At 62.0% G+C, this 22,711-nt stretch carries 39 protein-coding genes and 2 tRNA genes; 35 read left to right on the top strand and 6 right to left on the bottom strand.

The genetic code is table 11. From position 1 onward, the window contains the following. Position 1: 1 nt before the first annotated feature. Positions 2-1,003 carry a D-2-hydroxyacid dehydrogenase gene (locus H3V09_RS01820; protein ID WP_046323743.1) on the bottom strand — a complete coding sequence of 334 codons (1,002 nt, stop codon included), beginning with the start codon at positions 1,001-1,003 and terminating at the stop codon, positions 2-4. Positions 1,004-1,238: 235 nt separating this feature from the next. On the opposite strand from H3V09_RS01820, the gene H3V09_RS01815 reads away from it, so the two are divergent. Then, a tRNA-Ala gene (locus H3V09_RS01815) sits at positions 1,239-1,311 on the top strand. A gap of 48 nt (positions 1,312-1,359) precedes the next feature. Here H3V09_RS01815 and H3V09_RS01810 read toward each other — a convergent pair. From H3V09_RS01810 to H3V09_RS01795, 4 genes are all read right to left on the bottom strand, one after another. Continuing rightward, the gene (locus tag H3V09_RS01810; protein ID WP_198190750.1) at positions 1,360-2,532 is read right to left on the bottom strand and encodes a tyrosine-type recombinase/integrase; all 1,173 of its coding nucleotides are present in this window, start codon (positions 2,530-2,532) and stop codon (positions 1,360-1,362) included. A 110-nt stretch (positions 2,533-2,642) separates the two neighbouring features. Further along, on the bottom strand, positions 2,643-3,269 hold the full coding sequence (locus tag H3V09_RS01805) for a PASTA domain-containing protein (protein WP_198190749.1): 627 nt from the start codon (positions 3,267-3,269) through the stop codon (positions 2,643-2,645). Beyond that, positions 3,169-3,681 (bottom strand): ImmA/IrrE family metallo-endopeptidase, encoded by a 513-nt coding sequence (locus tag H3V09_RS01800; RefSeq protein ID WP_198190748.1) that lies wholly within the window; start codon positions 3,679-3,681, stop codon positions 3,169-3,171. The genes H3V09_RS01805 and H3V09_RS01800 overlap by 101 nt, the downstream gene beginning before the upstream one ends. Before the next feature lie 22 nt (positions 3,682-3,703). Further along, entirely contained in the window at positions 3,704-4,087 is a 384-nt protein-coding gene (locus H3V09_RS01795; RefSeq protein ID WP_198190747.1) for a hypothetical protein, read from the bottom strand. A gap of 122 nt (positions 4,088-4,209) precedes the next feature. Here H3V09_RS01795 and H3V09_RS01790 point away from each other — a divergent pair, with 122 nt between their 5' ends. Beyond that, positions 4,210-4,461, top strand: coding sequence for a hypothetical protein (locus H3V09_RS01790; RefSeq protein ID WP_198190746.1), 252 nt, complete (start codon positions 4,210-4,212; stop codon positions 4,459-4,461). Positions 4,462-4,563: 102 nt separating this feature from the next. Here the strand turns inward: H3V09_RS01790 and H3V09_RS01785 are convergent, their stop codons facing one another. Further along, a complete protein-coding gene (locus H3V09_RS01785) occupies positions 4,564-5,346 on the bottom strand; it encodes a hypothetical protein (protein WP_198199023.1) in 783 nt (260 codons plus the stop codon). Between the two features lie 476 nt (positions 5,347-5,822). Here H3V09_RS01785 and H3V09_RS01780 point away from each other — a divergent pair, with 476 nt between their 5' ends. The 33 genes from H3V09_RS01780 (at position 5,823) to H3V09_RS01620 (ending at position 22,708) form a co-directional block, all read left to right on the top strand. After that, positions 5,823-6,011 (top strand): hypothetical protein, encoded by a 189-nt coding sequence (locus H3V09_RS01780; protein ID WP_198199022.1) that lies wholly within the window; start codon positions 5,823-5,825, stop codon positions 6,009-6,011. After that, entirely contained in the window at positions 6,002-6,406 is a 405-nt protein-coding gene (locus tag H3V09_RS01775) for a hypothetical protein (RefSeq protein ID WP_198190743.1), read from the top strand. The genes H3V09_RS01780 and H3V09_RS01775 overlap by 10 nt, the downstream gene beginning before the upstream one ends. Then, a complete protein-coding gene (locus H3V09_RS01770) occupies positions 6,387-6,620 on the top strand; it encodes a hypothetical protein (RefSeq protein WP_198190742.1) in 234 nt (77 codons plus the stop codon). The genes H3V09_RS01775 and H3V09_RS01770 overlap by 20 nt, the downstream gene beginning before the upstream one ends. After that, positions 6,614-6,898 (top strand): DivIVA domain-containing protein, encoded by a 285-nt coding sequence (locus H3V09_RS01765; protein ID WP_198190741.1) that lies wholly within the window; start codon positions 6,614-6,616, stop codon positions 6,896-6,898. The genes H3V09_RS01770 and H3V09_RS01765 overlap by 7 nt, the downstream gene beginning before the upstream one ends. A 122-nt stretch (positions 6,899-7,020) precedes the next feature. Further along, the gene (gene ssb, locus H3V09_RS01760) at positions 7,021-7,455 is read left to right on the top strand and encodes a single-stranded DNA-binding protein (RefSeq protein WP_198190740.1); all 435 of its coding nucleotides are present in this window, start codon (positions 7,021-7,023) and stop codon (positions 7,453-7,455) included. After that, positions 7,436-7,651 carry a hypothetical protein gene (locus tag H3V09_RS01755; protein ID WP_198190739.1) on the top strand — a complete coding sequence of 72 codons (216 nt, stop codon included), beginning with the start codon at positions 7,436-7,438 and terminating at the stop codon, positions 7,649-7,651. Before ssb ends, H3V09_RS01755 begins: the two co-directional genes overlap by 20 nt. After that, positions 7,648-7,785, top strand: coding sequence for a hypothetical protein (locus H3V09_RS01750; protein WP_198190738.1), 138 nt, complete (start codon positions 7,648-7,650; stop codon positions 7,783-7,785). Before H3V09_RS01755 ends, H3V09_RS01750 begins: the two co-directional genes overlap by 4 nt. Beyond that, on the top strand, positions 7,782-7,967 hold the full coding sequence (locus tag H3V09_RS01745; RefSeq protein ID WP_198190737.1) for a hypothetical protein: 186 nt from the start codon (positions 7,782-7,784) through the stop codon (positions 7,965-7,967). The genes H3V09_RS01750 and H3V09_RS01745 overlap by 4 nt, the downstream gene beginning before the upstream one ends. Then, positions 7,964-8,899, top strand: a complete 936-nt coding sequence (locus tag H3V09_RS01740) for a hypothetical protein (RefSeq protein ID WP_198190736.1) — start codon at positions 7,964-7,966, stop codon at positions 8,897-8,899. Before H3V09_RS01745 ends, H3V09_RS01740 begins: the two co-directional genes overlap by 4 nt. Continuing rightward, on the top strand, positions 8,896-9,621 hold the full coding sequence (locus tag H3V09_RS01735; RefSeq protein ID WP_198190735.1) for a hypothetical protein: 726 nt from the start codon (positions 8,896-8,898) through the stop codon (positions 9,619-9,621). Before H3V09_RS01740 ends, H3V09_RS01735 begins: the two co-directional genes overlap by 4 nt. A gap of 49 nt (positions 9,622-9,670) precedes the next feature. Beyond that, entirely contained in the window at positions 9,671-10,054 is a 384-nt protein-coding gene (locus H3V09_RS01730) for a hypothetical protein (RefSeq protein ID WP_198190734.1), read from the top strand. Continuing rightward, a complete protein-coding gene (locus H3V09_RS01725) occupies positions 10,047-10,397 on the top strand; it encodes a hypothetical protein (protein ID WP_198190733.1) in 351 nt (116 codons plus the stop codon). Before H3V09_RS01730 ends, H3V09_RS01725 begins: the two co-directional genes overlap by 8 nt. Before the next feature lie 71 nt (positions 10,398-10,468). After that, positions 10,469-10,708 carry a hypothetical protein gene (locus H3V09_RS01720; RefSeq protein WP_198190732.1) on the top strand — a complete coding sequence of 80 codons (240 nt, stop codon included), beginning with the start codon at positions 10,469-10,471 and terminating at the stop codon, positions 10,706-10,708. Beyond that, positions 10,705-11,109, top strand: coding sequence for a hypothetical protein (locus tag H3V09_RS01715; RefSeq protein WP_198190731.1), 405 nt, complete (start codon positions 10,705-10,707; stop codon positions 11,107-11,109). The genes H3V09_RS01720 and H3V09_RS01715 overlap by 4 nt, the downstream gene beginning before the upstream one ends. Next, on the top strand, positions 11,106-11,255 hold the full coding sequence (locus H3V09_RS01710) for a hypothetical protein (RefSeq protein WP_198190730.1): 150 nt from the start codon (positions 11,106-11,108) through the stop codon (positions 11,253-11,255). The genes H3V09_RS01715 and H3V09_RS01710 overlap by 4 nt, the downstream gene beginning before the upstream one ends. Further along, positions 11,252-11,983: a hypothetical protein gene (locus H3V09_RS01705; protein ID WP_198190729.1), complete on the top strand. Its 732-nt coding sequence runs from the start codon at positions 11,252-11,254 to the stop codon at positions 11,981-11,983. Before H3V09_RS01710 ends, H3V09_RS01705 begins: the two co-directional genes overlap by 4 nt. A gap of 457 nt (positions 11,984-12,440) precedes the next feature. After that, entirely contained in the window at positions 12,441-12,599 is a 159-nt protein-coding gene (locus H3V09_RS01700; protein ID WP_198199021.1) for a hypothetical protein, read from the top strand. Further along, entirely contained in the window at positions 12,583-12,930 is a 348-nt protein-coding gene (locus H3V09_RS01695) for an HNH endonuclease (protein WP_198190727.1), read from the top strand. The genes H3V09_RS01700 and H3V09_RS01695 overlap by 17 nt, the downstream gene beginning before the upstream one ends. Before the next feature lie 156 nt (positions 12,931-13,086). Further along, complete coding sequence (locus H3V09_RS01690; protein WP_198190726.1) at positions 13,087-13,563, top strand: recombination protein NinG; 477 nt, start codon at positions 13,087-13,089, stop codon at positions 13,561-13,563. Continuing rightward, positions 13,535-14,977 (top strand): terminase, encoded by a 1,443-nt coding sequence (locus H3V09_RS01685; protein WP_198190725.1) that lies wholly within the window; start codon positions 13,535-13,537, stop codon positions 14,975-14,977. The genes H3V09_RS01690 and H3V09_RS01685 overlap by 29 nt, the downstream gene beginning before the upstream one ends. Continuing rightward, the gene (locus H3V09_RS01680; protein ID WP_198190724.1) at positions 14,974-16,425 is read left to right on the top strand and encodes a phage portal protein; all 1,452 of its coding nucleotides are present in this window, start codon (positions 14,974-14,976) and stop codon (positions 16,423-16,425) included. Before H3V09_RS01685 ends, H3V09_RS01680 begins: the two co-directional genes overlap by 4 nt. Then, positions 16,364-17,668: a VG15 protein gene (locus H3V09_RS01675; protein WP_232339330.1), complete on the top strand. Its 1,305-nt coding sequence runs from the start codon at positions 16,364-16,366 to the stop codon at positions 17,666-17,668. Before H3V09_RS01680 ends, H3V09_RS01675 begins: the two co-directional genes overlap by 62 nt. Positions 17,669-17,751: 83 nt before the next feature. Then, positions 17,752-17,836: transfer RNA gene (locus H3V09_RS01670), tRNA-Tyr, on the top strand. 82 nt (positions 17,837-17,918) lie between these two features. Next, entirely contained in the window at positions 17,919-18,503 is a 585-nt protein-coding gene (locus H3V09_RS01665; protein ID WP_198190723.1) for a hypothetical protein, read from the top strand. A 26-nt stretch (positions 18,504-18,529) separates the two neighbouring features. Then, entirely contained in the window at positions 18,530-19,486 is a 957-nt protein-coding gene (locus H3V09_RS01660) for a major capsid protein (protein WP_198190722.1), read from the top strand. Then, positions 19,479-19,766: a hypothetical protein gene (locus tag H3V09_RS01655; protein ID WP_198199020.1), complete on the top strand. Its 288-nt coding sequence runs from the start codon at positions 19,479-19,481 to the stop codon at positions 19,764-19,766. Before H3V09_RS01660 ends, H3V09_RS01655 begins: the two co-directional genes overlap by 8 nt. An 8-nt stretch (positions 19,767-19,774) precedes the next feature. Further along, a complete protein-coding gene (locus H3V09_RS01650) occupies positions 19,775-20,194 on the top strand; it encodes a Gp19/Gp15/Gp42 family protein (protein WP_198190720.1) in 420 nt (139 codons plus the stop codon). Next, positions 20,181-20,504, top strand: coding sequence for a hypothetical protein (locus H3V09_RS01645; RefSeq protein WP_198190719.1), 324 nt, complete (start codon positions 20,181-20,183; stop codon positions 20,502-20,504). The genes H3V09_RS01650 and H3V09_RS01645 overlap by 14 nt, the downstream gene beginning before the upstream one ends. A gap of 2 nt (positions 20,505-20,506) precedes the next feature. Beyond that, entirely contained in the window at positions 20,507-20,755 is a 249-nt protein-coding gene (locus tag H3V09_RS01640; protein WP_198190718.1) for a hypothetical protein, read from the top strand. Continuing rightward, a complete protein-coding gene (locus tag H3V09_RS01635) occupies positions 20,752-21,138 on the top strand; it encodes a hypothetical protein (protein WP_198190717.1) in 387 nt (128 codons plus the stop codon). The genes H3V09_RS01640 and H3V09_RS01635 overlap by 4 nt, the downstream gene beginning before the upstream one ends. Before the next feature lie 69 nt (positions 21,139-21,207). Further along, a complete protein-coding gene (locus tag H3V09_RS01630) occupies positions 21,208-21,825 on the top strand; it encodes a phage tail tube protein (RefSeq protein WP_198190716.1) in 618 nt (205 codons plus the stop codon). Positions 21,826-21,941: 116 nt separating this feature from the next. After that, a complete protein-coding gene (locus H3V09_RS01625) occupies positions 21,942-22,328 on the top strand; it encodes a hypothetical protein (RefSeq protein ID WP_198190715.1) in 387 nt (128 codons plus the stop codon). Positions 22,329-22,402: 74 nt separating this feature from the next. Beyond that, positions 22,403-22,708, top strand: coding sequence for a hypothetical protein (locus H3V09_RS01620; protein WP_198190714.1), 306 nt, complete (start codon positions 22,403-22,405; stop codon positions 22,706-22,708). The last annotated feature ends 3 nt before the right edge of the window (positions 22,709-22,711 follow it).

Below are 22,711 nucleotides of genomic sequence, written 5' to 3'. Positions count from 1 at the left end.
GTCACCTCATCCGGTTGCGAAGGGGTCTGCCATCCATGAACCGACGAAGATTATCCAGGCAAATTTCCCGAACCTTGTCCATGTTGGAGGGGAGATGAGCTCCCCCGGCTACATGCGGAGTGAGCAGGCAGCGTGGTTGCCTCCAGAGTGGGTGGTCTTCAGGCAGAGGTTCCGGTTCGGTCACATCCAGCCCTGCACCGAAAATGCCATCCTTATCCAGGGCTTGGGCCAGAGCCATGCAATCCACGGCATCTCCCCTGCCCGCGTTGATCAGCACGGCGGTGGACTTCATCAATGCAAGACGATGGCCGTCGATGATATGTCTGGTCTGCGGCGTTGAAGGCAGGGCCAGAGCCACTACATCCATCTCAGGCAGCAGGGCATCCAGATCGTCAAAACCAGCCAGACGGTCGAACCCCTCCACCGGCTGGTCGGGATGCCGCCTGATACCGATGGTCCGAGCGCCTACAGCCTTGGCCAGACGAGCGAAGGAGGCTCCGATATCCCCCGTGCCCAACACCAGAACCTGGCAACCGCGCGGTGAAAGGACAGCCCCGCGAGGTTCCCAACGGCCCATGCGTTGATTGTCCCGGTAACCAGGAAGGTCCTTCATCAGGGCCCACATCATGGCGAACATGTGCTCGGAGACCGACTGCCCGTAAACGCCTGAGGCACTGGTCAACATGGCATCCGGAGGCAGAACCCCCGGTTTCAGGTAGGCATCCACACCCGCGCTGCTGGTCTGCAGCCAGACCAGGTTACGGCAGGCAATCACCTGCTCGGCCGGCGGATTACCCAAAATGATCGTGGCCTCCGATCGGAGGGATTGAGGGACATCGATGAGCCAATGCATGCTCTGCCGCATGTCCGTGTCGACAATGAACTCCTGATGAACGCCTGGAGCCGCCTGAAGGAATTCCTGTCGCTCACCCTTATCCAAGGGCAGGCAGTTGATGATCAGCTGGTCCCCGGGATGGTCCTTGTTCCGCTTTTCATCCCGCATTTCGGCATCGACTTTGCCTGTCATGGTCCGCCGCCTTTCAGTTGCTGCCGACCCCCTTGGTCGCCCCTTGCCCTCATGCTAGCGCACTAGCAAGCTCAAAACGACCCAAGACCATTCGAGGATAAAATCCATCAAATAGCTCACAATCCCTGCAATTCCGGGGCAACACACTGAGTTGCTCCATTCGCCAATCCCGGTGTACTATAAGCAAGGCTTCACCAAGCAAGGTAAGTACGGGGCTATGGCGCAGCTGGTAGCGCGTCTCCATGGCATGGAGAAGGTCGGGGGTTCGAATCCCCCTAGCTCCACGATTAATCCCGGTCCGAAAGGGCCGGGATTTCAACGTTTAGAGCACATCACGCAACCGGCGAAACCGACTTTGAGCGCACTTTGAGCGCACTTTGCAGCAACAGCTCGTTCATCGACTTCCCCACCGAATCCAGGTCCTCGTCGAACAGATCCGCATACACATCCAGGGTCATCGCAGCCGACGTGTGACCCAGCTGCCGCTGGATGGCCTTCACGTTCGCCCCGCTCTTGACCATCAGGCTGGCCGCCGTATGCCGCAGGTCATGGATGGTCATCCGTTTCAACCCGGCCGCATCGCACGCACGGGCAAACCACTTGCCGCCATCCTTCGGCGACACCGACTTCACGTATCCATGGAAGCTCCCCGTGAACAGCAGCTCGTCAGGACCACGCCCGCCAATCAGCCGGTGCAGCCTGTCATCGAGGACCGCGGGAAACACCACGCTGCGCTCGCTACCGGTCTTGGGCACGTCCACCTCCATCCTGCCGTTGACTTCCGTTGCGGACACTCTGACCTGCATGCGGTGCCGGCGGAAGTCCACCAGGCCTATTCGCATGCCGATGCACTCGCCCCACCTCATGCCGGTGGTCCCGAGCACAAGCACCAGCACTGAGCGCTGGAAGCGCTCATGGTCGGCGTTCCAGTTCCTGCCAGGTATCAGGCAGGCGTCCGAAAGAGCGTACAGCTGCCGCTCGGTGAGGTAAATGTGCGGTTTGCGCCGGCGCTTCGGCAGGGTCACCTCGCGGGCCGGATTTTCGGCGAGCAGCTTGTCAGCCTTCGCGTCGTCCAGTATGCCGGCGAGGATGCCGTATGCCCGGATGACGACGCTGGCGCTCTTCGGCTTGCCCTCGTCGCCCGAGGACAGACCGGCCACCCACCGCTGTATCTCGCTGCGCTTGATGGAGCGGATGGAGCGTTTCGCCCACCTGGGCCCTACATGCACTTTCCATGCCGTCTCAAGCGTGTAGTAATAGCTGGCCTTGACAGCTATCTTCTTCTTCGCCAGCCACGCAGGGGCCAGCTCCCCCACCGTCCTGCGCCCCTTGGAAACATCGACAAAAGTACCGTCGTTGAGCTGCGTCTCCAGTTTGGCTGCAAACAGCTCCGCGTCCTTCTTACGCGTGAACCCCCGCTTGATGGTCGGCCTGTGGTCCGGGGTCCGATACCGGACCATGTACCGCCGGCCCTTTGCCGTCTCGTATGCGCTCACACTCGCCATGGTTCGCTCCATTCCGCCCCGACGCTAGAATGTAGCGTGAGGCATTTCTCATCGATTTGTTCTCACCGCCCCGTCGCATGGCAGTGCAGACGGGGCATTTTTGGGTCGTCCTACTGGGCCGTCCAGCCGAACACCTCCGGCTTGTCGTTGGATCCGCGCACATTGCAGTTCACGGTCACATCACGCTTCGCGTTGTACTCGTTCTTCACCGTGGCCCTGAACTGGAGCAGCACGCTGTCTGGCGACCACATCGGCTCGGCTGCATCAGTTATGAAATGCGGTTTGAACCCGTAAGGGAACTCTCGCCTACCCCTTTGCTTGCAAGCCAGCTGGGCGTAAGCCTGGGTAAGACCACCCGAAGTGGACTTCTCTACGCTGGGAGCGGGTGTGTTCTGCTGCTGCACCTTTTTCTCAGCCCTTTCCTTCTGCTTCTGTTCGCCTTTCTCACGGGTCTCATCCAGGGAACTCTTCACTGTGAGCTTTACTTTCATATCATCGGTCTTGGTGCCCCCCTTGGGGTCCTGACCAGTGACCATGCCATCGAAGCCGATGCCGCCGGTACCATCCTTGGCATCGTACATGAACCCTGCCTTCGACAAAGTCGCGGCGGCGTCCGAGAAGCTTTTCCCCGTCACGTCAGGCACCTCCTTCTGCGCGCCGCAGGCGGACAGGCTCAGCACCATCGTCAAAGCCCCAATCACAGCCACAATGCCGCGAGCGCGTATTCCAGCCTTCATCTGTTCTCCTTCTCGTCAGGCCTTGACGTTGTTCGAGCCACATTCTGTAATCATGTATGACTTGGACGGTCACACCAAGCTCCGAGGCTATCAAAAACGTGTCACCGTCATATATGGCCTCGGCGCTCGCATACTCCACCGGATTGACGAGGCGCAAGGCTGTCTCTTTGCGTGCCCTGCGTTCGCCTTTGGTGCCGGCTAGCCCGCAACCTGAGTCGTGGTGTTTGGCGTGCACGAGCTCGTGGCAGAGGGTGCAGCGGTATTGCCAGTCGGGCAGGCATTCGTTCAGCATGATCGTGCGGTTCTTGTCCCAGTAGAACCCGCATAAATCCGGGGCAAGTGCGCGCTCTTCAATCCTGACTTCAAGCATTGTTGCTTCGCGCAATAGATCAGCTATATCAGGATGTCTCATGCCTGCTTTCTCCCTCTGAATCTCAATCTCGTGGAGTCTCCCTTTCCATCGCCGCATTCGGATCGCGTAAAGCGGCGATATCGAAATCTTCCGGATGAGCCGCAACCTGATCCAGTAATTCATCCAGCTCATCAGCTCTTGTGTTGGGCTCTTCGGCTGTTGTCTCCAACATCCGCATGACAGCAGATGCTTCAAGGCCAAGCAAGCGACAAAGACCGATAAATTCATCTAGGGTTGGGACGCCGGCCGTCATGTTGAGCAGGCCACCAAGTCGACCATGCTTAATTCCTGTTAGCCCCTCGATAGTTCTTAGTGATAATTTACGCGGATCTTCTTCGATGCGGCGATTGATGAAGGCAACAAACGTCTTGTCTACATCCGACCATGTTCGACCTTTTAATGCCATGTCTCAACAATAACCAATTGTCCAAATAATTCGACAAACGGCGTGTTGTACTTGTCACAATGACCAAATATTTGTACAGTTTTTCTATGACCAAAAATTTGGACACATTGACTTCGTTGACAATGGACGAACTTCTTCGAACAAAAAGGGCCAGCGGTATCAGCAATGTGCAACTAGGACAGGTCCTAGGTCTCAACCGTCAGTCTGTCGGTGCCAGATTCAACAAACAGCACAACATGTCTCTGGACGAGTTCATCGGGACAGCGAAGGCAGCCGGCGAGCTTCCCTCCGAAATCCTCCGGCGCGCAGAAGCACGCTCAACAACGAAAGTCGATGCAACACCTTCCGCGCTCTCAGAAGAGGAGAAGAGATGAAGAAGCTGAACTTGCCCAAATATAGGAGAGATCAGTTCTCGGCTGCATCAAACGTCTTTTTTGACGTACTCGCAAATCTTAACGACGTAATAGGGCAGAACGTCATTGCTGGGCGGCCGGAGCCTCTGGACCGGGAGCAGTTGGACGGGCACCTGGCTGGTGATTTTCAGCATCCGTTTGCTGATCGGAATGCCCGATCTGAGGAGCAAACAAATTGATGTCATCAATAGCTGCCTGGGGAACACCCAGCGTAACCGAGACGGCGGTTATGCACGGAAGAAGCTTCTGCGTCAAAAAACTCATGAAACTTTTGTGCTGCTCCGGTTTGGTTGAAGAAGTAGCCACCACGAACAGCGATGACTGCAGCCTGGAAAACGCAGTGTCGAGCTTAAAGTCACCGGTCGTATCGTACAGGTCCAAGGCCACTTGGACTTCATGTGCGAGGAGAAGCACGTACCGTTTCAGCTCCGACGGGACCGACAACGGCTCCAAAGCTTCACGCAGAGAACCGACGAGCTCCCGCACGCTGTCACGGCGTTCCTTTGAATACACGTTCACCTTGTCCCCAAGCAGCCGTTTCGCAATCCGTAATGCCATCTCGCACTCGTTGCTCAACCCGACACCCCCCTGCGGGATTGGGATATTGGGGTCTCTGTTCTTGTCCCGATGGAAAATTTCCCCAACAGCCCACCAGAGGTCCCTTATGCATTTGGCTGCAGAACCCGCCTCCTTGTCCCCACTGGCCGCCGCGGCCGATAACGCTTCATCAACTTCAGCCATAGCGGCCGATAAGTCGCCGAACTTAAACACCTCGCTATCGCTCGTGGCTCCTTCGCCAAGGAAAAACTTCAGCAGGTATGCAGCGGAGTTCATGGCCACTTCCATCACACTTCCCCTTCGGTGAGAACCGCACCCGACATGCGGCTCTGCAATCCATCTTAGGGGACCGTCGGGGCGGTTTATTCCCACCGCCCCGGCTTCATCTTTGCAGAAGAAAAGAAGAAGCCGCTGGTGACGCAGCGGCTTCATAGACAAGAAAGTTGGTCATTCCAATGTCTGACAACAGTATACCCGCCGAGCCAAAGCAGCGCATGGAAAAGCCCAGGCAGGCCACGCTGATGATGCTGTACGCCCCACGGCAAGGAACCGCCGGCCCTCCGGCTCTCATACCAGCGCGGCGACGCGGGCGAACGTTCCCTGCCGAAGACCGGACTTCCCACAGCAGGGAACGGGAGAACCGATATGAGCTTCCACGGGTCGGCAGCCGGGCAGGCCGGCCTGGTGAGGTGCCTACACCAGCTCGCGCCTCAATTCATCAACGCAGTAGTGAAAACTGCGGAACGCAGCGGGGAGGGACGGCGATGACTGCGATGAAAGCGTTCCTGTTTCTGCTGGCAGGGTCGGCCGGCCTGCTGCTCGCAGGCTGGGGGTCGACATGGCTGGCATACGCACTCACCAAGGGCGTGCTGTCCTTGGCGCACCTGGCGGCAGCCGCCGCCGGCCTGGCCCTGGCTTCATACGGACTAGGGAGGTGGGAGCTGTGCGACTGAGGCAACCCACGATAGAGGATCTGCTGGAGGCCCCCACCCGTGAGGGCGATCCGTCCACCAGTTTCGAGGCGGCCGGCCGGGTGAAGGTCAAGGAGAAGCAGCGGCTGGCCCTGGAAGCGTTGCTGGACCTGCGTCGGCACAACGCCGCACCGGTCGAGGCATGGCGGGTGGATCGCAAGGCCCAGAGGATTCATGAACGGCGTCACCCGCAGGCCCGTCCGCTGGGCGAGTCCACGATTCGCACGCGCCTGTCCGAGCTATGCCGGCTGGGCCTGGTGGAGGTGGCGGACCAGGGGGGCCGCAGCGAGGCTGGGGGCCGATGCTCGCGCTACCGGCTGACACGCGCAGGCATGGCAGAAGCGAAGGAGGTGCGCGATGGGTGCCAGGACGATTGAACGGCCCGGGGCCGAGACGCCATGGTCTCCTCGGAGGGTTTCCGAATACCTGGGGATCCCGGTCAAGACCCTCGCCCTATGGCGGTTCGAGGGCCGGGAATTGCACGAGTATTACAAGCTGGGCCGCGCCGTCAGGTACGACCCGGCTGTGGTACGGGCGTACAAGGCCAGCGCCCTGCGCCAGAGCACCGCGGAAGGAGGCAGCGAATGCTGACACCCAATGATGTGCATGACAAGGAGTTCGATACCCATCGCCTGCCTGAGGGCTACGACATGGATCAGGTCGATGCCTTCCTGGACGAAGTGGCGGACACCATCGCCGCGGTCGGCTGCGAGTGGGCCAACGCGCGCAGCAGACGGATGGCAGCCGAGTCGCGCTACCTGGCGCAGCAGTCATGGGCCAAAGCGGCCTGGCTGTCCAGGGCCCGACATTTCCGCGGGGGGACAGGCCTGTCGACGGCGTTGGAGAGGTGCTGGCGTGAACGCGGCTGAGCGCCTGTTGGTGCATTTCTGCCGGTACCCGTCCTTCCGGGCGGCCTTGTCGAAGAGCGACCTGGTGATGTGGCGTCGATTGGATCTGATGCGCCAGGGAGTCGAATGGAAAGAGGAATCAAATGATTAATGAAGCAGCCGTAAGCGTGCACGGCAACCTGACCGCGGCTCCCGAGCTGCGTACGACGGGAACAGGCAAACGGATGGCGGGGTTCACCATCGCCTCCACGCCCCGGGCCTACAACAGGCAGTCGAAACAGTGGGAGGACGGACAGACCGTGTTCCTGCGCTGCACCGCCTGGGAGGGGCTGGCCGAGCATATCGCCGCCAGCCTTGACAAGGGCAGCGCGGTGCTCGCCACCGGCAGGCTCTCTCAACGCTCCTACACCGCTAAGGACGGGACGGAGCGCACCGTGATCGAGATGACCGTGGACGACCTGGGCCCCAGCCTGCTCAGGTCCACTGTCCAGGTGATACGGGCCCACAGCGATCCGGGATTCCAGGGAGCCGACAACGGATGCGGGTTCGGGAGCGACGATGGCCAACCCGAGTTCTGAACCCCGCGTGCTGCCGTTGGAGAAGCACCAGGTCCGCTGGGCGGTCCATGAATACTACGACCGCGACGGCGGCATGAGCGCCTGGCATGCCTTCGACCGCTGGCTGGGCCAGATCAAAGCCAGGGCCTGGAAGGAAGGGAGGCTCTCCGCGGAAACCTCCAGGCGTCTCCCCAACCCATACAAGGAGAGCTCATGAGGCAGACGATAGCAGCCATCATCCTGCTGGCAGCAGCCATAGGCATCGCCTGGGCCGCCAGCGGGGACCACGACGAACAGGAACCCGGACCGCGCCCGCGGGACGGAGAGGAACCGACAGAGGAGCAATCATGAGCAAACGGTGCGAAAGCCCCGCGGCCGAGGATATGAACGGCAGGCACGTGCGGGGCGAGACCTGCATGTGCGCTGAGGCGGATGAACAGTGGGCTGCCGATGCCGTCAGGCAGGCGCTCCAGCGCGACACGATGCCCCCCGCCCGGTTCACGCCTGCGCGTTTCAAGGATGCCCGGTCATGAAGGGCGGCTTCGCGCAGTTGCGCAACGACCTGTGGACGAACGAAAAGATGCGGCGCATCGCGCAGGAGCATCCCAAGGAGTTCGCCCTGTGGGTCATCTCCATCAGTTTCTGCAGCGACAAGCTCACCGACGGCCAGATCTCCGATTACGCAATCTCGGAGCTCCTGGGGGCGAAAAAACGACAGAAAGAACGCATGTTCGAGCTTGGCCTGTGGGACGAAACCGAAGACGGAGCGTGCGTGCATGACTACCTGGAATCGCAGAACTCACGAGAGGAAATCGAACAGATGAAAACATCAAACGCCAAGCGACAAGCCAAACACCGGGCAAAACAACGCAAGGATAACGCCGACGGTAACGCGTTACGTAACGGCACCGATAACACGCAAATAACGGATACAAACCTAAAACCTAAAACCAAAAACCAAAAAGAGAGAGAAAAAGAGAACCCCTCCCCCTCCGATGATGATGGTCACTGGCCCGACGTGGATGCGTGGCATCCGTCGCCGTCCTGCTACCAGCGGGCGGTGGAGCTCCGGGAGCGCGGCCTGCCTTTCGTGGACGTGCCGGACCTGGAGGCCGAGTTCCGCGACGCCATCAAAGCCAAAGGCATCCGGCACTACGGCTACCGGAACCTGGACGCCGCGTTCGCCTCATGGATCACAAAGCGCGCCAAGAGCCTGCGCGACGAGCGACAGGCAGCCACCCCGGGCCTGCCAGCCACAGCCGACGCGATCCCCGCCAAGCCACACAAGCACACCTGGAAGTGCACCCACGTGCGGGACCTGCTGCGCTGCGAGGACGGCGAAAGCCCGGACGTCGACCTGGGCTGCCGCCTGGCCGACCTGCTGAACACAGGAACCAGCCCGGACCAAGCCCTGGAACAGCTGGGACTGCGCGCCCGAACGGACGAACTCAAGGAGATCGCATGAGCGGTAACCATCGAAGCAACCTGCCACACCGACTGCTATGGATCGACGTGGAAACCACCGGCCTGAACCCGGCCTCCGATCTGCTCCTGGAAGCGGAGATGCGGGTGACGGACCTGCAGGCCAAGCAAGTGAAGACAAGCCTGCACACAGTCATCGCCCCCCGACGGACCCACACAGACGGGCCGTCGGCATGGGCACAGCGCACGCATAGGGACAACAGGCTGCTGGAAGAGAGCCGAACCGGACTCAAACAAGCTTCAGCCCAACGCATGTTCGCAGCCTGGCTCCGCCGCCAAACCAAACAAGCCGTCCTGCATCCGGCAGGGTCAAGCGTCCACTTCGACACCAAATGGCTGGACCATACCATGCCAGGCCTGCTCGAAAACACAAGCCACCAGCACATGGACGTATCCAGCCTGCGCATCCTCCTCGATACCATCCGCCCGGCGCTCGCACACCGCATCCGCGAGCGCATACCTGCCACCGATCACCGCACGTCTCATTGCCTGGACCGGGACATCGCAGAGTATCAGATGATGCTGGACGGCCTGAGAGCCGCTGGCGGTGGGTGCTTGCAGGTGGCGGAGGATTTGCGTGGAAGCGAGGTCCATGGTTTTGAGGTTGAGCACTCGTTTGACAAGTCCAGCCGTGATTCCGAGGCGGAGATGCCGCAGGGAGGCCACTATCCGTCGGGTGACCTGTGGAATGGGGGCCGGTTATGAGCCGGCGCTGTTCTCATGTGTGGTTGTGGAAGATGTGGGAGGAGCAGGCATGAGCAACCAGCCCAGCGAACAGGTCAAACGTCTGGTGGACCGGCGCGACAACTGGCGGTGCGTGCGTTGCGGCAGGCCCTTGGGCTCCACCTGGATGAACCGGCACCATCGTAGGATGCGTTCGCACCGGTGGCCCGGCCTGCATGAGGCGTCAAACCTGATTCTGTTGTGCGGGTCCGGGGACAGCGGCTGCCATGGCGACGTGCACGGGAGTGCTACGGCCGAGGCATACGAGAAGGGCTGGCTGGTGCATGCCTGGCAGGACCATCCCGAGATGGTGCCTGTCCTGACCCGCCAGCATGGCTGGGTGCTCCTGGATGACCAAGGTGGATGGACACCGGTACAGATACCGACGGACATGGAAGGAGTCAATCATGAGTGAGACGAGGAGGAACAAGGGCGTGGACGCGCTGGTCCCGGACGAGGCCACCCCGGAGATGCTGGTGGAGCTGCTGCCCAAGGCGCAGGGCATTCTCAAGGCTTCTGCCTCCTACCTGGCCCTGGTGCGCAGGGCCATGGACTCCAAGACCAAGCAGGAGCACCTGCAACGCTGGGGCGACATCGACCCAATCACTGAAGTGGTCTACGACACCGCCGGTCTGGCCCAGCGGACCCTGGATGCGGGCCTGGCCATCGAGACCATGCTCTCCAAACCTCTCAAATCGCGTGAAGTGGTCATGCTCGCCGACCTGCGTAGCAGCCTGGAAGGAATCGACCAGCAATGAACGATGAACTGAAACGGGCCGGCCCTGCTCCTAGCCCACTTCATCCTCGAACACGTCAAGGAGGGAAAGCGATGAGAATCTTGCTGGACGACGGCCTGCACGCCGACCCCGAAGCACAAATGGCTGCGCTGGGGCAGGGGCGGCTGTTGGACGGCCACGGCTTCTCCGATGCACCAATGTATGAGCACAGCGAGTCAGGACTCGTCGACAAACCGGTGGTGAATGAGGAGGGCGAGCTCGATTTCGAACGCTACGCCCGTCTGATAGGTGCGAAGCACCCGGACAAACGGAAGCCGGAGGAGGCAGCATGAGCACGACGACACCGGAGGACAACAGGACTGACCGGAAGACGGGCGTCACCTGGAGCAGCGGCAGAGACAGCGAAGGCGATTACGCCTGTATCTCGCATGAGTCCTGGTCCGAGCAGAGCGGACAACCGGATGTGGATGTCACCCTGGCTGCAGACAGCCTGCGCCTGAGCCTGTCCGGCGACCAATTCGACATGTATGCCATGGTCGACGTGCCCACGGCCCGCAAGCTGGCCCAATGGATCCTCGACCACACCCCCTCCCCCGAAGAGCCGCCGGAGCAACACGAACGAGTGTCGGCCCTCCAGGCTGAGGCATGGCGTCAGGGACACCAGGACGGGTACCTGGATTGGTTCACCAGACGGCAGAGCGGCAACCCCTACAACCCCAAGGAGGAAGCATGACCAGCAACGTGCTACGCGAATGGATCCTCACCTGGGCCCAGGCAAGATACACAGTCGAGCAGACCGCCAAGCTGCTAAGCCAACCGACGGCGAAGAGGCGGACCGTCGTTGACCAGGAACGAACGACAGAGAAGGGGCGCGCATGAACCAGACGGTCAGCCAGGACCACGACCACCGGCATCTCGACCAGGACCTGCGCACCTTGCGCGTCTACCTACCCGACCTGCGGCTATTGGCGGCTAAGAAGGCGTCCGTGACAGCCCACAGCTCCCGTGCGGGCCTGCGCACCACTGCTCCCATTCCCTTGAACGAAGGCGCATGGAACCTCTTGGAGGACATCGAACACTTCGCGTGGAGCCTGGGGCGGGCCGTGGGCGTGCGCCAGCGGCACGTGCCGACCGAGGGCCTGCTGGCCGCCGCCACCAATCGAGTGGACCGCCTGCTCGCCCGGCCTGACGCGCCCATCATCAAGCGGATGGCCGCGACGCTCGTCCAGCGCATGGGCCGACAGTTCGAGCCGCCAGAGGACCATACGCTGATAGGCTACTGCCAGCAGTGCGGGTCCGAACTGTGGTGCGCCCAGGACGACCTGGAATCCGGCTGGACCGTTTGCCCATCCTGCGGCAGGACCCTCAAGGTCATGGAGGTGCAGCAGATCAGGATACTGCACCTTGCCTCCTGCGGTACTCAAGGCACCGCCGCAGGATTGTGCGACCTGTTGAAGCGATGTGGGATTGGTATCAAGCGCAACACGGTCACCCAGTGGCGCAAACGTGGTATCATCCGCCAGGTGAGCGAACAGGAAGGCAAACCTGTATATCTGCTCTGGGATGTGTGGCAGGCTTTGACCAGGCGGACTGTCACCGAAAATTGACAAGCCAACTGTCACCGCCAACACTAGTAGTGTTGGTCATTCCTGGCGAAGCCGGGGCGACATCCAGCAAGACTGAAAACAGAGCTTAGCAAAGACCGGCATACAGTTCATTCTGCTTGCCGGCCTTTCCTTATATATGTATAGTGCTTTATGATTCAGGCCTCATTGCCTCTTATCTGTTTCAATTCATTTTGGTATCTATCGTAACATTCAGCGCAATAGTTGGGATCGGGTGACCTATCCGCTTCTGTGATGACTTTGCTGCATTCTAAACACAGATCTTCGTAATACGGATCTTCGTTTTCCATTGCCATCTCCTTTGTTGATTTAGATATACGCAATAACACTGTATACCAACTTCCTGCATTCCCCTTGTGTTCCCTACTGCACCCACGTTTATTTGCTGGCTGATTTATTGACGGGAGTCGCCATGAACCTCATCATAAGAACTACCGATATGGAACGACCGGATGATGTCTATCAAGGAGCCAAGGGCTACCGGGTGGACCGCAAAGGTAACCTCATCGTCTGGGGCGATCATTCAAAGACCTGGGCCATCTATGCTCCCGGCAGGTGGGAGTCGGCAATGTGGCAGCGCAATGGGCAGGTGCAATAACCGCAGGGCTAACGGGTGGCGGCGCGACCAGGTGACGGCCAGGGTCAAGGCGGCCTACGACATCTGCCACCTGTGCGGGCAGCCGGTCGACAAGACCCTGCCGGCGGGCCTGCCCGGCAGTCCCGAGGTCGATGAGCTGGTACCGGTCAGCCGTGGCGGGTCGGCCACCGACTTCTCCAATTGCTTCCTGGCCCATCGCTGGTGCAACCGCATCAGATCCAACCACACCGTGGAATGGGCACGGGAACGCATCAGACAGCTTCAGAAGATCGGCCGTGCAGAGGACATCAGGTCCACATCATTACCGCTAGAGACCAGCGGCGACTGGTGACCCTGGGGGGAGGACCCCTCGGGTGGCCTGAACGGCAGCCTCGGGTGCAGTGCTGATCTCTCCCCGGGCGATACCAAGGAAAATGAAAAACGTCGCAGGGCACCGAAGCGTCGCATGCCGGGAGCCTTACTGCCGACTGGCGAGGAGGCAAAGGGCATGAGCCGCGGTAAAACGTCGCACGAGGCCCTGTCCGCCGAGATCCGCAAATGCCCGCAATGTGGCAAGGCTTTCATCCCCTCCCGCAAGGACCAGAAGTACTGCTCGCCGGCCTGCCGCAAAAAGGCCAGCCGCGAGCGCACCCGCCTGGCCTCCTCTCCCCGTCAGCCCGCCGGCCAGGCCAAGATCATGCGCCGCCGGCGCAAGGATCCCGAGCGGCTTACCCAGGAGGACTTCGAGGAGATGGTCGACCCGCTGCCCTCCTACGAGGACATGCTGCGCCTGACCGTGCGCCGGCTGAGGAAAGCTATTGAATCCGACGAGACTTCCAGCCGTGACTTGCCCGCCATCTCCAGGCAGCTGCTCGCGGCTTCCAAGGAGCTGCAGGACTACCGGGAGGACGACGACCCGGTCGCCGCTCTGGACGACCAGGAAAGCGAGGCGCAGGATGTCCCGTTCAGCGCCGAAGCTATCTGAGGCCGCCCGCCACCTGCTCATCCCCTCTGGCATCGTCTCCTCGGAATGGCCCAGGGTCAGGCAATTAGCGCAGGCCCTCCTGGGCATCGAGTTCGACTACTGGCAGGACGCGCTGGGCATGCTCATCCTGGCCAAGCGAGCCGACGGAAGGTACGCAGCAGGCATTGGCGGTGTGGTCATGAGCCTGTGCCGGCAGGTGGGCAAGACATTCCTGATCGGATCCTTGGTGTTCATGCTGTGCATCCTGCACCCCGGACTCCTGGTCCTGTGGACCGCCCACCGCTCGCGCACCTCGGACGAGACGTTCGGCGACATGCGCTCCATGGCCCGACGCAAAGGCGCACGCCGGCGCATCGCCCGCATCCGCAGCGCCAATGGGCAGCAGGAAGTCGCTTTCGTCAACGGCTCTCGCATCCTGTTCGGGGCCAGGGAACGCGGGTTCGGCCGCGGGTTCAAGGGCGTGGGCATCGTCATCCTGGACGAGGCACAGATCCTGACCGAGACCGCTATGAGCGACATGGTCCCCGCCATGAACACCGCCGACAATGGCCTGCTGATCATGATGGGCACCCCACCCAAGCCCGGCGACCCCAGCGAGGCATTCACCATCCGCCGCCAGGAGGCACTAGCCGGCACCGATGACATGCTCTACCTAGAATTCAGCGCCGACCCCGACGCAGACCCCGACGACCGCAAGCAATGGGCCATGGCCAACCCCTCCTACCCTAGGCGCACGCCGGCCAGCTCGATCCTGCGCCTGCAGAAACAGCTCAGCCCTGACAGCTTCCGGCGCGAGGGACTCGGCATCTGGGACACCGTCGCCGCCAGCAGCGCCATCGACCCGGCGCAATGGCGGATGGCGGCCACCGACGAGCCGGACACCGCTGGCCTGGTCGGCTACGCCATCGACATGCCCCCAGACCGCTCGAGCCTGGCCATCGGCGGCTGCGTCAAGCACGCAGATGGCAGCGCCCACATCGAGCTCAAGGCCTTCGAATCCACCCGGTCCAAGGGCAGCGCCTGGGCCATCGACTGGATTGCCGACCGGTGGCCGCGCACCGCTGCCGTCGTCATCGACGGCCAGTCGCCCGCCATGGCCCTCCTGCCTGACCTGAAAGCCCGGCACGTCAAGGTCATCACCACCAGCGCCCCAGACATGGGACGCGCCTGCGGAAGGATGCTGGACATGCTCAGGGACGGCAAGCTCACCCACCTGGCCGACGGCAAACAGCCCGCCCTCGACATCGCCGTGGCCAACGCCACCACCCGCAACATCGGCGGCTCAGGAGCAGTCGGCTGGAACAAGCTCGGCTCCGACATCGACATCAGCCCCCTGATCGCGGTGACGCTCGCCCTCTATGGAACAGCGGTCACCAAACGCGACCCCAACCGAAAGCAGAGGCTCATACGATGATCATCCCGCCTCAGACCATCAGCGGCCTGACCAACGCTGAGCAGACCCTCTACCGCAGGCTCCTGCGCCGCCTGCTTGAAAAACGCGCCCGCAACCTGATCCGCACCAAATACTACGACGGGCGCAACGAACTCAAGGACATAGGCTACAGCCTGCCGCCCATCGCCAAGGACATCGACATCGTCGTGGGCTGGCCCGAGAAAGCCGTCGAAGCGCTCGCCAACCGTGTGGTCCTGGATGGGGTCACCACCCAGGACGGCTCCGAGCTGTCAAGGCAGGTGTCCGACCTGATGGACGCCAACGGCCTGCTGCAGACCGCCCAGTCCGCGCATACCGACGCGCTCGTGCACTCATGCAGCTTCCTGGCTGCCCTACAGGGCGACACCTCCATCGGCGAGCCCGAAGCCATCATCCAGGAGTTCACCGCGGACGTGGCCACCGGCGTGTGGGACAAGCGCCTGCACGGCCTGGCTGCGGCCCTCCTGCTCGACGTGTCCGACGACGGCAAACTCCTGCAGGGCATGTACCTGATGGACACCGAGCACACCGTCGGCATCGTGCAGTCCGGCCCTGTCTGGCAGGTGTACTCGCGCACAGACCACGCCGGCCAGCGCCTGCCCTGCGAACTGCTGGCCTACAAGCCCGACGCCAAACGCCCCTTCGGCCGCAGCCGCATCAGCCGCACCGTCATGAGCCTGACCGACAGCGCCGTGCGCACCTTTCTGCGTTCCGAGATGCAGGCCGAGCTGTATTCCGTCCCGCCCCGTTACTTTATCGGAGTCAGCGAGGACATGTTCACCGATGAGGATGGGGGCAGGATTCCCAACTGGAAGATCATGCTGGACCAGGTGCTGGCCATCCCCAGCGATGTCGACGGGGAGCAGCCCACCGTCGGTCAGTTCCCGCAGTACAGCTTCGAGCCTCACAGCGCGCAGCTGCGTCAGACAGCCACAATGTTCGCCTCCGCCACCAGCCTGCCGCCAGACGCGATGGGCGTGCTCACCGACAACCCCTCCTCCGCCGAGGCAATCGATAAGGCCCAGAAGGAGCTGTGCCTGACTGCCGAGCAATGCCAGTCCTGGTTCGGCCCCGCCTGGCAGCGCATCATCGCAAGGGCCCAGAACCTGGCCGGCCCCGACGGAACCACCCAGGCGATCTCCTGCCAATGGCGCAACCCCGCCACACCGAGCCGAGCCGCGGCAGCAGACGCCGCCGTGAAACTCGTGCAGGCCGGCATCCTTCCGGCCGACAGCGACGTGACCTACGACATGCTCGACCTGTCCGACCGCCAGCGCCGCACCCTGCGCGGCGAGCAGCAGCGCGCAAGAACTCAGGAGCGCATCGACCAGCTGAAAGCGACCATGCTGCATGGACCGGAGGTGGATGATGAGTCTCAACGACCTGCATCCAAGCCCGGACCGCATGCGGGAGCTCCAACGGCTGCTTGACCAGGCCCACAAGGACCACCGCAGGAATCTCGATGCCCTCCGCGAGACTGCGGCCGACGAACTGGAAGTGGTCCTCTCACGCGACCCCATGGACGCGAAAGACCTGATAGCCCAGTACGCCAGAGACGCCAGCCAGATGGCCAACGACTACTATGACACCCTGCGCACCCTATGGGCCGAATACGGAGATGCCGACTTCCCCACGTTCGACCACACTGCCCTCATCGACCCCGACCGCACCCTATGGCAGGTCCAGGGCGGATTCAACGATTCGGACTTCGCCGGGCTTACCTACCAGGAGGTCGCCGAACGCCGGTCACGGGCCCGCAAACGCATCGAGGACCTGTGGCCCGACCTGTCGAACCTGGATGACGCACAGCAGTTCATCGCCGAAATGATCGCAGCATCGGAACGCCTGACACTGCAACGCAACATGAGACTGGACCCAACCAAACCCAGATGGGCTAGAGTGCCGGCCGGCCCCACCACCTGCGCCTTCTGCCTCATGCTCGCCTCCCGCGGCTTCGCCTACCTCAGCGAGGAGTCAGCCGGTCTAGGAAACTCCTACCACCCTCACTGCGACTGCCGCATAGTGCCCAGCTGGGGCAAGCAGCACCTCGCCGGCTTCAACCCAGACCGGTACCGCCGCATGTGGGACTCCACAGGCAGCGGCAACTACCGCGAACGCCTGGCACGCATGCGCACCATGTACCCCGAGCAGCTCAAGGATGGGGTCGCCACGGATAGGACACGTACCGCCTGGAAGGACGAACGGCGCATCCTCTCCCTGCAAAACGAAAAACCGCATCCCCAAAGCGTCTGGGACGCCCGCCAGCGAAAACTCGGCATCCCCACATCAAAGGACGTGCTGGAGATGCACGAAATCGTATTCCTCGAACGCTTCGCCAAACTCGGCAACCACTACCGATGGATCCCCAAGGACAGACGAAAGTTCTTGCCCACCAACGACTTCCACTGGAACGAGCAGGACGGCGACTACGAGCTGAAGTCCATGCAAACCGCCAAATACTCGCACATCGCCAAACGCATCTCCGAAGCCGCCAGCAAGGCAGCCAGAAAAGGCGTCACCAAGGACTCCTTCATCATCGACCTAGGCGACACCGAAGTGCCAGACAAGCTCATCAACCAGCTTGCGCTCTATAACGAGCGCACGCAAACACCCATCAAGAGACTATGGATTCTCAGCAACAACGGCCTGAAGGAGGTCACACTGAAAAAGTAGAGCCAGGAGACAATCCCCTGGTTTCCGTAGGTTATTTCACTACCCCGGAGGGCCTCCTGGCACTATCCAAGCTACCACACCCCGGCTAGTTACCCAAGAGGACAACGGGAGCCGACTATAACTCGGCCGCCTCAGGCTACGCAGGTTCGAATCCTGCACCCGCCACCAGATCCTCTCACAGCACCATCTTTCGCGGACCCCGCACGCCGCGTCGCTAACCGTGCGTCCGACCAATCCAAGGAGAAACCCCATGCACAACCATCCCGTGCCCCTCCGTATCCGCTGCGTCACCAACCCCGACCCCAATCCAGCATCCGGAGGCACACCCACGACCGAGCCGAAACCCTCGGATCCAAAACCCGCCGACCCCAAGGCCGGCCGGTCAGACGAGTCCAAGGAATTCAGCCGAGCGCTCGCCAAGCGCGCCGCCGAGATCGAGGCCAGGTACGCCGACTACGACGAAATCAAGTCGAAAGCGGCCAAGCTTGACGAGATCGAAGAGGCGAAAAAGAGCGAGATTGACAAGTTGCGCGAACAGGCCGAGCAGGCGGCCAAGGAACGCGACGAGCTCAAGGCGGCCCATGAACGCGAGCTGCTGCTCGGCTCAATCGCCGATGACACCGGGCTGAGCCGGGAGGTCGTGGCCCTGCTGGCCGGCGAGGGGGACGCGCTCAAGGCGAACGCGCAGAAGCTCCAGGAGGCCATCGGAGAGATCACCGAGAAGCAGCAGGGCACCAAGCCCAAGCTGCCGCCTGCCAACCCGCCGACCGCAGGCGGCGACTGGGGCCGTATGAGCCCCGCCCAGCTACTGGCCGCCGCCTATGCGGACCAATGAACACCATCTGAAAGGAGCCATCAACCATGGCCGTCACACTAGCCGAATCCGCGAAGCTCTCGCAGGACATGCTCGCCAAGGGCGTGCTGGAGACCTTTGTGCAGTCCAGCCCCATCCTGGACCGAATCCCCTTCATGCCGATCGAGGGCAACGCCTTCTCCTACGATGCGGAAGCAAGCCTGCCGGGAGTCGAGTTCCGCAACGTAAACGAGGGATACACCGAATCCACCGGCACCGTCAACCAGAAGACCGAGTCCCTGCACATCCTGGGCGGCGACGCGGATGTGGACACCTTCATCCAGAAGACCCGCAGCAACCTCAACGACCAGCGGGCCGAGCAGACCGTTCTGAAAACCAAGGCCCTGTCCTACAAATTCCAAGACACCTTCTTCAACGGTGACACCGCCGTGGATCCCAAGGCCTTCGACGGGCTACGCAAACGCCTGGTCGGCAGCCAAGTCCTGGAAGCCGGCGTCAACGGCGCTCCAATCGTGGGCTCCACCACAGCGGAGATCCACGCCTTCCTGGACCATCTGGATGACCTTCTGGCAGCCGTGCCAGGCATCAACGCCCAGAACGGCGCAATCTACGCCAACTCCGCGGTCGTGCGCAAGATCGGATCCGCGCTACGGCACGTGAGCCTGGATGCCGTCCTGGAGGAAGACATCGCCGGCAAGCGGGCCATCCAGTGGAACGGCATCCCCATCCTGGAGGCCGGCACCAACCCGGACGGCACCCAGATCCTCGCACAGTCTGAGACCCAGGGCACAGCGACAGCCACCTCCAGCATCTACGCGGTGCGGTACGGCTCCTCGGAAGGCGACCAGGCGGTCACCGGCTTGACCAACGGGGGCGTCAACGTGCAGGATCTGGGCCAGCTGCAGGACAAGCCCGCCTACCGCACCCGCATCGAGTTCTTCGTCGGGCTTGCCGTTTTCGGCGGGAAGGCAGCCGCACGACTGAAGGGTGTCATCAATGGCTAGCAGGAAGACCCCCGGCGCAGCAGCCAAGAAGCATACTGAATCGGAGCCGACCCAGGCCGTCACCGCGAACGAGCCCGAAGATGCGCAGACCGAGCCCGTGCAGGAAACCCCCATCGAGGAACCCGACAAAGAGAAGGAGCCGCCAGCAGCCCCCGCCTCTTCCGCGAAGGACGAGCCCGACGGCCGTTACGAGACCTTCGAAGCCACCCGCCCCGACAAGGTCCGGGTGCGCATCACGCGCAACCTAGACACCGGCGAGCAACGGGTGGACGAACTCTAGGAGGAACCATGGGCGGACGAGACGAAACCCCGCAGGACAACGCCTTCGCATCCGTTAAGGAGTTGGAATCCGGCTGGCACAAGCTGACCGGGGACCAGCGCAGCAAGGCCGGCATCCTGCTAGCCCGGGCCTCGCGCAAGATCCGGGCCACCTGCCCCCGGTGGGCCGACTACGAGCTGCAGGAGCCAGGCATCTGCGCCGACATCTGCTGCGCCATGGTCCAACGGGCGCTGGCGGCCGACGAAAGCGGTCTGCCAGCAGGCACCAGCCAGGCGAACGAGACCACCGGCCCGTTCACCAGCGGTTACACGTTTAGCAACCCGCTGGGCGACCTCTACCTGCTCGACAGTGAGAAAAGGTCGCTCGGCGTAGGTGCCGCGCGCAGGGCCTTCGTCATTCAGATGGGAGAACCGGTTGGAGACGATTGAGGTTTACCGGGGGCTTGCAGACACCGACGCAGACGGAAACACCTTCCAGTCCGGCCTGCACCTGTGGAAAAGCATGCCGGCGCTGGTGGCACCTCTCCAGAAGGACACCGCCGCCGACACCGACTCGCTGGCGGTCGAATACAACTGCACGCTCTACATCCGCTCCCCCGAGCCCACCGGCATCCGGGAGAGCGATGTGGTCAGGGTCAGGGGGCGCATGGCCCGGATTGAGGGCACTGTGGCCGTCTGGCATGACACCGCCGGCCGCCACATCGGCGAGGTCATGAACGTGTCGATTAAGGAAGGCTGAACATGGCAAAGCGGTGCAAGTTCGTATTCAACCGGCAGGCGTTCAGCAACGAGGTCTTGAAAAGCCAACGAATCCAGCAGGTGGTGCACGAAGCCTGCGAGCGGGCCGTTGACCCCGATCCTCATGCACGCATCAAGGTCAGGGACCAGAGCGAGGGCAGGACCCGCAACGGCGTCACCCTAATCACCGACGGGCCCAACGAGACCAAGAACGGTGCCTTGACGCAGGCGCTCGGGCGGGTGCGCATATGACGCCGCCAGCCCGTACCCCCAGGATTGAGGCCACGCTCCTGCCCTTTCTGCGAGCCTGCTTCCCCGGCGTGCACTTCGGCAGCCTGCGCGACAAGGGCAATCCGCTTCTGGAGTGCGTTCTGGCCGGGGAGCCGCAGGGCATGGCCACACCCGTCAGCCAGTACGTGCGCCTGCGCCTGAGCGTCATCGCCCGCCGGGAGGACGGCACCGGCGACTTCGCCAAGGCACAGAACCTTGCCGCCGACATCATCCACGCCATCACAGCCGGCGGCCTGCCCTTCCCCATCGTGTCCGCAGCACCCTCCTCGGGCCCCATGCGGCAGGCGGACGGGCCGCTCATCTTCGCCTACGCGATTCTGCTTCTGCAGGTATCTACCACATAACCCGACAAACCGCATGCCGCCACATGCCTTCACCTCTACAACAGTCAAACCCGAAAGGCACATACGGCAATGACCAAGCCAGACACCTCCTACATCACCAGCGGCAACAACGCCGACCTCGTCAAGCTCATCAAGGACTACGCGCTCTTCCTGTTCAAGGACGGCGAGGAGTTCACCATGCCTGCAGACACGGCATGGCAGCCGCCGGAGGGCAAAAAGCCCGTCGGCTACAACTCCGAAGACGGCGCGACCCTGCACCCCGAGCCGGGCGACACCACCGACATCAAAGCCCACAACGGCGACATCGTGGTCTCCGAGACCGAGCCCGGATACTGGACCCTGCAGATCCCCGGCATCGAATGCAAACGCGACATGGCCGAGGCCTACTTCGGCGTGGCCGCCGACGAGCACGGCGCTTTCCATATCAGGGACGCCACCACCAACCAGCGCTACGGCTTCGTGCTGGCGGCCCTCGACCAGTACGCCAACCCCATCATCGTGTGTGGCGGCAAGGCCAAGGTCAGCGACCGCGACGACCTGACCCTGACTAACACCGACACCATCAAGTTCACTGTCACCCTGCAGATGGCGAAAGCCTCCGACGGCTACCAGTTCCACGCTTACGGACTGCTCTCCGACGAAGCATCGCCCGCCACCACGCCGAAGGCGGCCGCGAAAAAGGCCTGATATCCCAGAACACGCATACTTCCCTCCCCCGCTGGATGGCGGTCTCGCGGGGGTGGGAACCCTAACCCAGAACAGACCGCCCCACCACAACAACAATCAACATCCAGGAGACCGCCATGAGCGATAAGACCACCTACGCCGTAGTTGAACCCCAAATCGATGAGGACGAGCAGGAATACCCCCAGGTCCATCTGGAGGCCTTGGGACTGAAGTTCGACCTGCCCAACCTGAACAGCAAGGCCGGGCTGCCCTTGGAAATCATCCAGATGATCTTCATTATCAAAAGCAAGGTCGTCCTCTCGGAGGAAGAGCAGTATCAAGCCATGGCGGTTTTCCTGGCTTACTTCGAACAGATCCACCCCACCCTCTGGAACAAGCTACGCAGGTCCGACAACGCCATGGGGTGGCTGACCGGAATTGTAAAAGCCTGGGCAACGGAATCCGGCATCGACCCAAAAGCGCTTACCTCCTCATCCTCCACGGACAGCACCGAGGAGCATTAGACGCGGACTGGCAGCAGCGCTACCGCACGACCTGGCGACCAGTAAGCCTGCGCGCCTGGCTGAAAGCCCCGGCAATGAGCAAACCCAGCCCCAATATCGGCTTCGGCACTGCCTGGAGATTTACACGAGAAATACTGCGGAACCACACCAGCAGCAGCTATGCCGCACTCGCAGGATGGTCCTACATCCCCACGGGTGCCGAGATTGCCTTATGGGACCAGATGGAGCTTGAAGGCAGACTCAAACACAAAGGCTATCGCCCTTGGACCGACGCCAGGAACAACCTCTTCGCGCCGTCCCGCCAGGAAACCAGCCAGCAACACGCGGAAAGGCTCGCCCGACGCAAGCGTCTTCAGGACACTTTCCACATATCCGACTGACCC

It is taken from the genome of Bifidobacterium sp. M0399 (genome assembly GCF_016100595.1).
GTDB lineage: Bacteria > Actinomycetota > Actinomycetes > Actinomycetales > Bifidobacteriaceae > Bombiscardovia > Bombiscardovia polysaccharolytica.
Note: the sequence above shows the minus strand (reverse complement) of the source record. Positions and strands in the feature narration are given on the sequence as shown.